This window comes from Streptomyces niveiscabiei, from assembly GCF_001419795.1.
Classification (GTDB): Bacteria; Actinomycetota; Actinomycetes; order Streptomycetales; family Streptomycetaceae; genus Streptomyces; species Streptomyces niveiscabiei.
Genome location: NZ_LIRL01000067.1, coordinates 1 through 10,505 on the forward strand (window position 1 = coordinate 1; position 10,505 = coordinate 10,505).

9 protein-coding genes are annotated in these 10,505 nt (G+C 71.3%); 6 read left to right on the forward strand and 3 right to left on the reverse strand.

Features of this window, described 5'->3' with window-relative positions:
- Window positions 1–53: 53 nt before the first annotated feature.
- Window positions 54–671, forward strand: a complete 618-nt coding sequence (locus AOK24_RS04210; RefSeq protein WP_055718703.1) for a class F sortase — start codon at window positions 54–56, stop codon at window positions 669–671.
- Between the two features lie 10 nt (window positions 672–681).
- Here AOK24_RS04210 and AOK24_RS04215 read toward each other — a convergent pair whose 3' ends face one another.
- Entirely contained in the window at window positions 682–1,464 is a 783-nt protein-coding gene (locus tag AOK24_RS04215) for a sulfite exporter TauE/SafE family protein (protein WP_055718704.1), read from the reverse strand.
- Window positions 1,465–1,585: 121 nt separating this feature from the next.
- On the opposite strand from AOK24_RS04215, the gene AOK24_RS04220 reads away from it, so the two are divergent.
- From AOK24_RS04220 to nirD, 3 genes are all read left to right on the forward strand, one after another.
- Window positions 1,586–2,716, forward strand: coding sequence for a polyprenyl synthetase family protein (locus AOK24_RS04220; RefSeq protein ID WP_240553661.1), 1,131 nt, complete (start codon window positions 1,586–1,588; stop codon window positions 2,714–2,716).
- Window positions 2,717–2,933: 217 nt separating this feature from the next.
- Window positions 2,934–5,525 carry a nitrite reductase large subunit NirB gene (nirB, locus tag AOK24_RS04225; RefSeq protein WP_055718706.1) on the forward strand — a complete coding sequence of 864 codons (2,592 nt, stop codon included), beginning with the start codon at window positions 2,934–2,936 and terminating at the stop codon, window positions 5,523–5,525.
- Window positions 5,522–5,872 (forward strand): nitrite reductase small subunit NirD, encoded by a 351-nt coding sequence (nirD, locus tag AOK24_RS04230; protein ID WP_055718707.1) that lies wholly within the window; start codon window positions 5,522–5,524, stop codon window positions 5,870–5,872. The genes nirB and nirD overlap by 4 nt, the downstream gene beginning before the upstream one ends.
- A gap of 55 nt (window positions 5,873–5,927) precedes the next feature.
- On the opposite strand, the gene AOK24_RS04235 is transcribed toward nirD, so the two are convergent.
- Window positions 5,928–7,427, reverse strand: coding sequence for a sensor histidine kinase (locus tag AOK24_RS04235; RefSeq protein WP_063799391.1), 1,500 nt, complete (start codon window positions 7,425–7,427; stop codon window positions 5,928–5,930).
- Window positions 7,424–8,299: a response regulator transcription factor gene (locus tag AOK24_RS04240; RefSeq protein ID WP_055718708.1), complete on the reverse strand. Its 876-nt coding sequence runs from the start codon at window positions 8,297–8,299 to the stop codon at window positions 7,424–7,426. The genes AOK24_RS04235 and AOK24_RS04240 overlap by 4 nt, the downstream gene beginning before the upstream one ends.
- 246 nt (window positions 8,300–8,545) lie before the next feature.
- On the opposite strand from AOK24_RS04240, the gene AOK24_RS04245 reads away from it, so the two are divergent.
- Together AOK24_RS04245 and AOK24_RS04250 are read left to right on the forward strand one after the other, a co-directional pair.
- On the forward strand, window positions 8,546–9,151 hold the full coding sequence (locus AOK24_RS04245; RefSeq protein WP_055718709.1) for a carbonic anhydrase: 606 nt from the start codon (window positions 8,546–8,548) through the stop codon (window positions 9,149–9,151).
- A partial coding sequence (locus AOK24_RS04250; protein ID WP_055718710.1) for a SulP family inorganic anion transporter occupies window positions 9,148–10,505 on the forward strand: 1,358 nt, incomplete at its 3' end. The genes AOK24_RS04245 and AOK24_RS04250, both read left to right, overlap by 4 nt.

The window sequence follows — 10,505 nt, forward strand, 5'->3', positions numbered from 1 at the left end:
CGCGGCCCGGAGGGGGGTACGGGGTACCCGTACGACGAGAGGGGTACGTCCCGATGCGCAAGGTCGGCAACACCGCGATAGCGGCCGTCACCGTGACGGCTCTCTGCGCGGGTGCCTGGCTGCTGCACAACGGCACCGAGGAGCACGCACCGCCGCAGCCGTCCGCCGCGCAGGCCCGCTCCGCCGCGGTCGACCCCCGCTCGGCCCCCGCGCTCCCGCCCTCTCCCCCGGACCGCATCCGCATCCCGTCGATCCGGGTGGACGCGCCCCTGATGGGCCTCGGCCTCACCCCCCACGGCAGCCTCGACGTCCCGCCAGCCGCGAGGAAGAACCTCGCGGGCTGGTACGAGGCCGGCACCACCCCCGGCGAGACCGGTACCGCCGTGGTGGCGGGCCACGTCGACAACGCCGACGGCCCCGCGGTCTTCTACTCCCTGGGAGCCATCCGCAAGGGTGCGACCATCGAGGTACAGCGAAGAGACGGCTCCGTGGCCCTCTTCTCCGTGGACGCCGTCGAGGTCTACCAGGCGGACGCCTTCCCCGACGAGAAGGTGTACGGCGCGGCCGGCCGCCCCGAACTCCGGGTGATCACCTGCGGCGGCCCCTACTCCAGAGCTACGGGGTACCAGGGCAACGTGGTGGTGTTCGCGCACCTCACCGGGACGCGGTAATACCCGTGGCTCAGGAGAGCCACTGCTCGTACGCCATGTTCGCCACCAGCGCGAACACCACCGTCAGCAGCACCACCCGCACGAACCCGCTCCCCTTCTTCAGCGCGGTGTGCGCCCCCACCGTCCCCCCGATCAGGTTGAACACCGCCAGCAGCACGGCGAGCTGCCAGATGACCGCGCCCTGCCAGGCGAACGTGACCAGCGCGCCGAAGTTCGTGCAGCAGTTGACGATCTTCGCGGTCGCGGAGGCGGTGACCAGGTCCAGGTGGAGGATCGCGGTGAGGGCGAGGACCAGGAACGTGCCGGTGCCGGGGCCGACGAGCCCGTCGTAGAACCCGATCCCCACCCCGGCCAGCCCGATCGCCGCGAGGACCCGGCGCGGGCCCGCCGGTCCGGTCGCCGGCGCCGTACCGAAGGCCGGGCGGGCGATGACGAAGGCCGCGACCGTGAGCAGGACGACCATGATCACCGGCTTGAGGACCGCCGTGCTCATGCCCGCCGCGAGGAAGGCGCCCCCGGAGGAGCCGAGCAGGGCCGCGACGCCGATGCGGACGGCGAGCCCGACGTCCACCCTCGTCTTCCGGACGTAGGTGACGGCCGCGCCGGACGTGCCGACGATCGCGATCGCCTTGTTCGTGCCGAGCGCGTGGGCGGCCGGGGTGCCCGCGGGGAGGCCGAGGAGGAGCGCGGGGAGCAGGAGAAGGCCGCCGCCACCCACCACCGCGTCGATCCAGCCCGCCGCGAGCGCGGCAAGGCAGAGCAGAAACAGGGTGGTCAGGGGTATGTCGGGCATGATCGGGAGCCTACGTACGGGGTAGGTGCAGAGTCCATCGATATGAGGGGCTCCTGAGCTTCGCCCCGGATGGCCGGAAGGTCATCTGTACCGGACCGGCCGCATGCCCGATGCTGCGTTTGTGGAACCGGTTGCTACGCATGTGGAGAAGGTGGAGAAGGTCGTCCGCCAGGACGCGGCCCTCCTGGAGGAGGATCTCGCCGCGTTCCTCGACGCGCTGACGGACGGCGGGGAGAGCGCCGCACACGCCACCGCACACGCCAACGTGTACGTCCACGCCCTGCGCAGCACCCTGCACGAGCCGGTGGCGGACGCCCTCGGTTCGAAGGCCGGCCAGCAGGCGCTGCCCCCGAGACCGGACGCCCCCGGCGGCACGGCGCCGCTGAGACCCTCGATGGTGTACTGGGCCTACCGCAACTACCGTGGTTTCTCCGGCGAGTTCGCGCCCGACTTCGCCGCGATCCGGCGCACGGCGGTGGCCGTCCGCGTCCTGATGAAGGCGGCCGTCGCCCTCGACGACATCCAGGACGGCAGCGCGTTCCGGTACGGCGAACCCGCTCTGCATGTCACGCACGGCGTGCCGGTCGCCCTCAACACGGGCGCCTGGCTGATCACGTCCGCGCTCCGGCATGTCGGCCAACCGGCCGCCACGCAGGCCCTGTTGGAGAGCGTGAGCCGGGGCTTCACCGGTCAGGCGGCCGACCTCGCCTCCCGTACGGACACCACGCGCGCGTCCCTCCTGACCGCACCCCACGCCGACCGCGTCCGCTTCTGGGAGTCCGTGGCCGCGCTCAAGACCGGCACCCTGTTCCGGATGCCCCTGGAGGCCGCCCTCGCGGCGCTCGGCGTCCGGGAGGACGACCGGGACACGCTGGACGACGCGATGCGCCGCCTCGGTCTCGCCAGCCAGCTCTTCAACGATCTCACCGACGTCGTACCGGAGTTCGGCGGCGCCAACACGCACGAGGACTTCGACGGCCTCGGCAACCGGGTCTTCCTGGAGCTGCTCGGCACCCAACCGCCCTCTGTCGGGGCCGACTTGAGGGCGTACGTGCTCGACCACCCGAAGCTGGACGAGACGCTCCTCCAGCTGTCGGCCGAGGCGGTCGAGGCGAAGCGCGCGGCGAAGGAGGCGGTCCGCTCGGTGTGCCGTTCGGACCTCAGCGCCGCCTATTTCGACCTGACCATCGACCGCAAGGGCCACCTCATCGACCGCCTCCACCGCACCCTCGTAGAGCGCGGCAGCGCGTGATCGCCTCGGCGACCGCACCCCCGTCACCGCTCTGAGCTGCGGAAACGCCGCAGCAATCGGTTTCACCCCCGTTGCCGCGGCGCTCCGCCCCACGACCTCACACCCCGTACGGACCCTTGCTGAGGGCAGCGTTCCTCGTGGGAAACAGGCGTGATGCGGTCGGGTAACGTCCGCGCCGCAGTCTCATCGGCATGACCTCGAATGACGGAGGCTGCTGATGCCCACGGACAACACCCCCACGATCGTGCTTGTCGGCCATGGCATGGTCGGCCAGCGCTTCCTCGAAGCGCTCGCCGCGCGCGGCCTGACCGCCACGCACCGCGTGGTCGTGCTGTGCGAGGAGCCGCGTCCGGCGTACGACCGCGTCCAGCTCACCTCGTACTTCTCGGGTACCACTCCCGAGGAGCTCTCCATGACCGACATGGAGTTCATCGCCGAGCACGGGATCGAGCTGCACGTCGGCGACCCGGCGGAGACGGTCGACCGCGAGACGCGGACCGTGACCTCCCGTTCCGGTCTGCGGGTCGACTACGACATCCTCGTGCTCGCCACCGGCTCCTACCCGTTCGTGCCGCCCGTGCCCGGCAAGGACGCGGCCGGCTGCTTCGTGTACCGGACGATCGAGGACCTGCTCGCCATCGAGGAGTACGCGAAGGCGCGGGCGACGGTCGGCGCGGTCGTCGGCGGCGGGCTGCTCGGCCTGGAGGCCGCGGGCGCGCTCCAGGGGCTCGGACTCGCCACGCACATCGTGGAGTTCGCGCCCCGGCTGATGCCGGTGCAGGTCGACGAGGGCGGTGGCGCGGCGCTGCTGCGGACCATCGAGGACATGGGCCTGAGCGTCCACACCGGCACGGGTACGCAGGAGATCGTCGTCGGCGAGGACGGCTCGGTCACCGGCATGAAGCTGTCCGACGGGTCCGAAGTCGCCACGGATCTCGTGGTGTTCAGCGCCGGGGTCCGCCCGCGCGACCAACTCGCCCGGGACTGCGGGCTGTCGGTGGGCGAGCGCGGCGGCATCACGGTCGACGAGCAGTGCCGTACGGTCACCGACCCGGCGGTGTTCGCGATCGGCGAGTGCGCGCTCGCGGCGGACGGCCGCGTGTACGGGCTGGTCGCGCCCGGCTACGAGCAGGCGGAGACGGTCGCCGCGACCATCGCCGAGGACGAATCGGCGTTCCTGGGCGCGGACTTGTCGACGAAGCTGAAGCTGCTCGGCGTGGACGTCGCCTCCTTCGGGGACGCGCACGGCGCGGCCGAGGACTGCCTGGAGGTCGTCTACTCCGACGCCCGCTCCGGCCTCTACAAGAAGCTCGTGATCGCCCGGGACGGCACGCTGCTCGGCGGCATCCTGGTCGGCGACGCTGAGGCGTACGGCACGCTGCGCGCGTTCACCGGTTCGGTGCCGCCGGTCGCCCCCGAGTCCCTTGTCCTGCCCGCCGGTTCGAGCGGCGGCGCGCAGCTCGGGCCGTCCGCGCTGCCGGACGAGGCGGTCATCTGCTCCTGCAACAACGTCACCAAGGGCGCGATCCGCGGCGCGGTCACCGAGCACGCGTGCACGACCGTCCCCGAGGTCAAGAAGTGCACCAAGGCCGGTACCAGCTGCGGCAGTTGCGTGAAGGTGCTGGGCCAGCTCGTCACCGCCGAGCTGGAGGCGAGCGGCGTCGAGGTCGACAAGGGCCTGTGCGGCTGCTTCGGGCAGACCCGCGAGGAGCTGTACGAGATCGTCCTCGCGCTGCGCATCAACACCTACCGCGAACTCCTGGACCGCTACGGGCGCGACGGCGCCAAGGGCGGTGACGGCTGCGAGGTCTGCAAGCCGGCCGTCGGCTCGATCATCGCGTCCCTCGCCCCGGTGATCGGCGCGAGCGTGTACATCCTCGACGGCGAACAGGCGTCCCTCCAGGACTCCAACGACCACTTCCTCGCCAACATCCAGAAGAACGGCTCCTATTCGATCGTGCCGCGCGTCCCCGGCGGCGAGATCACCCCGGAGAAGCTCATCGTCATCGGCGAGGTGGCCCGCGACTTCGGCCTCTACACGAAGATCACCGGCGGCCAGCGCATCGACCTCTTCGGCGCCCGCGTCGAACAACTCCCGCTGATCTGGGCCCGGTTGGTGGACGCCGGTTTCGAGTCGGGGCACGCGTACGGCAAGGCGCTGCGGACGGTGAAGTCCTGTGTGGGGCAGACCTGGTGCCGCTACGGCGTCCAGGACTCCGTGCGGATGGCGATCGACCTGGAGCTGCGCTACCGGGGCCTCAGGTCGCCGCACAAGCTCAAGTCGGCGGTGTCGGGCTGCGCCCGCGAGTGCGCGGAGGCCCAGTCGAAGGACTTCGGGATCATCGCGACGTCGAACGGCTGGAACCTGTACGTCGGCGGCAACGGCGGCGCCACCCCGCGCCACGCGGACCTCCTCGCGCAGGACCTCGACGACGCTCAACTCATCAGGCTCATCGACCGGTTCCTGATGTTCTACATCCGCACCGCCGACCGCCTGGAGCGCACCTCGACCTGGCTGGAGCGCATCCCCGGCGGACTCGACCACGTCCGGGACGTGGTGGTCGAGGACTCCCTCGGCATCTGCGAGGAGCTGGAGTCGCTGATGGCCGCGCACGTCGCGAACTACCGCGACGAGTGGGCGGAGACCATCAACAACCCGGAGAAGCTGGCCCGGTTCGTGTCCTTCGTGAACGCGCCCGACACCCCCGACCCGGTCGTCGGGTTCGTCCCGGAGCGCGAACAGATCAAGCCCGACCTGCCCCTGCTGTCGATCGGCATGCGTCCCATGGAAGGAAGTGCCCAGCGATGACCCTGGCGCCCGAGACGACCGATCTGAAGGTCCAAGTCGGCCTGGACGACGCCTGGCTGACGGTGTGTGACCTCTCCGCGCTACTGCCGGGCCGGGGCGTCGCCGCCCTGCTGCCGGACGGCCGCCAGGTGGCCGTGTTCCAGGACCGGGGCGGCGACCTGTACGCCATCGACAACCGGGATCCCTTCAGCGGGGCGGGAGTTCTCTCCCGCGGCCTCACCGGCACCCACCAGGGCCGCCCGTTCGTCGCCTCGCCCCTGCTGAAGCAGCGCTTCGACCTGGCGACCGGGGAGTGCCTGGACGACGGCGACGTGAGCGTCGCGACGTACGAGATCCGGCTCGGCTGACGCCTCTGTGAAGGCTGACGCCCTTCGCGAAGGGACCTGGCCTTCACGAAGAGACCTAGCCCTGTCCGCGCACCGCCTGGAGCTGTCTCGCCGGGCGGTGCGTCGGCGTGTTGCCGCCATGTCCGGTGCCCTGCTTGGCGGTTGACGCGAGCGGCAGCCGTACGAACGCGTCGAGCCCGCCCAGCGGAGCCGTCCTCAGCAGCGCCTCGCCGCCGCTCGCGTGGGCCAGGCGCTGGACGAGGGCGAGGCCGAGGCCGGTGCCGCCCTTGGGGGCGTCGGGGGCCCGCCAGAACCGGTCGAAGGCGCGGCGGCGCTGCTCCTCGGTCATGCCGGGCCCCTCGTCCATGACGTGCACCTCCACGGACGGCTGGGCGAACTGCCGTGTGGTGAACCGGCGTTCGTGCTGCGCGGTGCGGCGGACGTCGATGAAGACGGTGGTGCCGGCGGGTGAGACGCGCAGCGCGTTGGAGAGGAAGTTGTCCAGGATCTGTTCGACCGCGCCCGGCACGGCGGTCACCTCCCCGGCCGCCTCGCCCGCGAGCGCGAGCCGCACCCCGTGCCGCTCGTACAACGGCCGCCAGGCGTGGTGCCGTTCGGCGCGTACGGCGTCGAGGTCGACGCGTTCGCGTTCGGCGGCCTTCTCGTCGAGGCGGGCCATCGCGAGCAGGCCCTCGACCATCCGCGCGAGCCGGTCCGTCTCGGTCATCGCGGCGCCGAGGCTGCCGCGCGCCTGGAGCGCGATGTGGTTCTCCAGGTTCTCAAGTCGCAGGCGCAGCGCGGCCAGTGGCGTCTTCAGCTGGTGGGACGCCTCGCCCGCGAAGGCACGCTGGGAGGACACGAGGTGTTCGAGCCGGGCGGCCGTGTGGTTGAACGTGGCGGCCAGGCTGCGCACTTCGGGCGGACCGTCGTCGATCGCGACCGGAGTGGCGGTGCCGCCGGTCGCCAACTCCCGGGTAGCACGCTCCAGTTCGCGGATGGGCCGGCCCGTCCAGCTCGCGATGGCGAACCCGACGACGGCGACGGCCGCGAGCACCGCGATGCCGCCCGCGAGGAGCAACAGCCATACGTGGTGCACGCGTTCGTGCACCGTCCCGGTGGGGACCGTGATCCGTACGGCGCCCTGCGGCTGGGCGCCGTGCCGGACCGGCGCGGAGGCGGCGAGGTACTGGACGCCGCCGATGGTCGAGGTCCGGACGTCGGCCGTGGCCGCGCCCTGGAGGGCGGCGGCGATGCCCGGCCAGGCGGCGAGGTTGCTCTCCTCCGTGCCGGTGAGCGGATGCGAGGAGGCAAGCAGAGCGCCCTGGGCGTCGACGATCAGCACTTTGCCGCCGATCCGTTCCGCGCAGTGCGCCGCGCGGGCGGGGAGGTCCCGGGCCGCGTTCCCGGTCAGGATGGACAGCGAGGCGTACGCGGAGACCGACTCGGCCTCGTCCTTGGCCAGGTTGACGACCCGCTCGCGCTCCGCGCCCGAGTACACGTATCCCAGGGGGATTTCGAGGCAGAGCAGGACCAGCGCGGCGAGCGTCAGGTAGCTGAGCAGCAGGCGGCGGGTCACCGGGCCGCCGTCCAGTCGTAGGCGGGCGCGGGGGCCTGGGCCGGGGGGTACGGCTGGGATTGCGCCTGGGGTTGAGGCTGGGGTTGCGGCTGGGTCTGCACGGCCAGCCGGAAGCCGACCCCGCGCAGTGTCCGGATCCACGCCGGGTTCCCCAACTTCCGTCGCAGGGTGGCGACATGGACGTCCAGGGTCTTGGTCGGGCCCTGGTAGTGGGGGTCCCAGACGCGGTCCAGGATCTGCTGGCGGGAGTAGACCGCGCCGGGGTCCTCGGTGAGCAGGGCGAGGAGGTCGAACTCCTTGGGGGTGAGGACGACGGCGTCGTCACCGATCCAGACCTGCCGGGTACGCCGGTCGACGACCAACGGCCCGGTGGCCGCCGGGGGTTGGGAAGGCGGCGGAACCGGGGAGTACGCCGGCTCAGGAGTCGAGGGGTACACGTTGGCCGGTACGACAGGCTGTGCCGGATACGTCGGATAAGCGTCCACAGTCACGAACTCCCCTCCCCCGCTGACCCGTTGGGACCGCCGTGTCACCGCCCTGATCCGCGCGACCAGCTCCCGCATGCTGAACGGCTTCGCGAGATAGTCGTCCGCTCCCAGCTCCAGCCCCAGGACCCGGTCGGCCTCTTCGCCGCGCGCGCTGAGGATGATGATCGGGACCTCGGAGACGCCCCGGATGCCCCGGCAGACGTCGATGCCGTCAATGTCCGGCAGCCCCAGGTCGAGCAGGACGACGTCGCCGTACGGGCCCCGCAGTCCCTCGGCGCCGGTGCCGACGTGCTGCACCGTCAGTCCGAAGTGGCCGAGACCCTCGACGAGCGGTTCGGCGATCGTGTGATCGTCCTCGATGAGCAGGACTCGTACGCCACCCATGCGTTTCCGTCTCTTCCATTCGATGGATTCGACACGGTACAAGAGGCGCGGAAAGCAGTCGCCCGGTTCCTTGAAATTGTGAGCAGCGACTCAGCGGCCCGCAGCGGTGCGCCAAGAAATATCCGGCCACTGTCGGCGATTTAGTGTTCCGCTAACCTTCCGCTGGCCGACACTCCCCTAACGTTCTGGAACACGCACCTCTGACCTGCGGATCTTCTTCGCAGGGCGTGTTCATCGGGAGGAATCGTGCAGGCTTTGCTGGACCGTGCGCGCTCGTTCAAGCGGTGGGTCGACTTCGAAAGCGGTGAATACCGGAAACTGGCCGAAGGGCAAAGTCCGGAGGTCTTGTTCATCACCTGCTCGGACTCGCGGGTGATACCGGCGCTCATCACCGGCGCGCGGCCCGGCGAGATATTCGAGCTGCGCAATGCGGGGAATATCGTTCCGCCGCACGACGGCCGGGGCCCCTCGGGCGAGGCCGCCACCATCGAGTACGCGCTGGAGGTGCTCGGCGTTCAGGACGTCGTCGTGTGCGGTCACTCGCACTGCGGGGCGATGGGCGCGATCACCTCCGGGGACGACCTGTCGACGCTGCCCGGCGTCGCGGCCTGGCTGAGCCTCGCCCGGCCGGGTCTGGCGCCCGCGCTGGAGGCCGTGCCGCAGGAGCCGTCGCTGCCGGACGTCACTCAGCTGAACGTCGTCAACCAGCTCGCGGAGCTGGGGAGTTACCCGGCGGCCCGGCGGCGGGTCGAGGACGGGAGGCTGCGGCTGCACGGGTGGTACTACGAGGTCCACACGGGCCAGGTGCACGAGCTGGACACGGACGGGTCGTTCCGGGTGCACGCCGCATGAGCGGCACGCATGCGGCGAAGGTCGGCCGGGGACGAAGCCGGCGGCAGGGTACGGGAGTTGGGGCGGCATCCTCCGACGCTCCCTACGCCGCCTCGCCGGTCTCCTCCCCGGCCGGCCGGAAGCCGAAGGCGCCCAGGGGCGACCTCGGCACCGAGATCACCGCCTCCCTCGTCGTGTTCCTCGTCGCCCTGCCCCTGTGCATCGGCGTGGCCGTCGCCTCGGGCGTACCGGCCGAGCTGGGGATCATCTCCGGTGTCATCGGCGGTCTGGTCGTCGGCGCCGCCCGGGGTTCGACGCTCCAAGTCAGCGGCCCCGCCGCCGGGTTGGCGGCGCTGGTGGCGGAGACCGTGCTGGAGTACGGAGTCGCCATGCTCGGCGTCATCGTCCTGTTCTCCGGGCTGCTCCAGATCGTCCTGGGGCTGGTCCGGTTGGGCCGGTTCTTCCAGGCGATCTCGCTGGCCGTCGTGCAGGGGATGCTCGCCGGGATCGGGCTGCCGCTGATGTTCAGCCAGGCGTACCCGATGATGGACGCGAAGGCGCCGGGCACGCCGATCGAGAACATGGCGGGCGTCCCCGGGCTCCTCGCGGACACGGTCGCGAACCCGCAGGCGCTGATCGCGGCCGGGCTCGGCGTCGTCACCGTCGTCCTCAGCTTCCTGTGGAAGAAGGTGCCGGGGCCGGTGAAGAAGGTGCCGGCGGCGCTGGTCGCCGTGGGGATCGGGATCGGGGTCGCGGCGCTGCCCGGGGTGGAGGTGAAGACGCTCCAGGTCGGCAACCTGCTGGCCTCGGTCAGCGTGCCGGGGCCCGAGGAGTTCGCGGGGCTCGCGGACGCCGGGATCATCACGGCGATCCTGACGTTCACCGTCATCGCGTCCGCCGAGTCGCTGTTCACGGCCGCCGCCGTGGACCGCATGCACGACGGTGAACGCACGCGCTACAACCCGGAGTTGATCGCGCAGGGTGCCGGTAACACGGTCGCCGGGCTGCTGGGCGCGCTGCCCATCACCGCTGTCGTGGCCCGGAGTTCGGCGAACGTGCAGGCCGGTGCGAAGACGCGGCTGTCCCGGACGCTGCACGGCGTCTGGCTGTTGGCGTTCGCGCTGCTGCTGCCGCAGGTGCTCGCGCTGATCCCGATCTCCGTCCTCGCGGGTGTCCTCGTGCACAGCGGGTGGAAGCTGTTCGCGCCGGAGGAGTTCCCGAAGATGTGGCGGCAGGACCGGGGCGAGTTCGCGGTCATGACGATCACCACGCTGGTCATCGTCGCGACCGCCCTGCTGGAAGGGGTGCTGATCGGGCTCGCCGCCGGGATCACGGTCCGCGACATCCGCACGGCGAGCAGGACGATCCCGGCGGC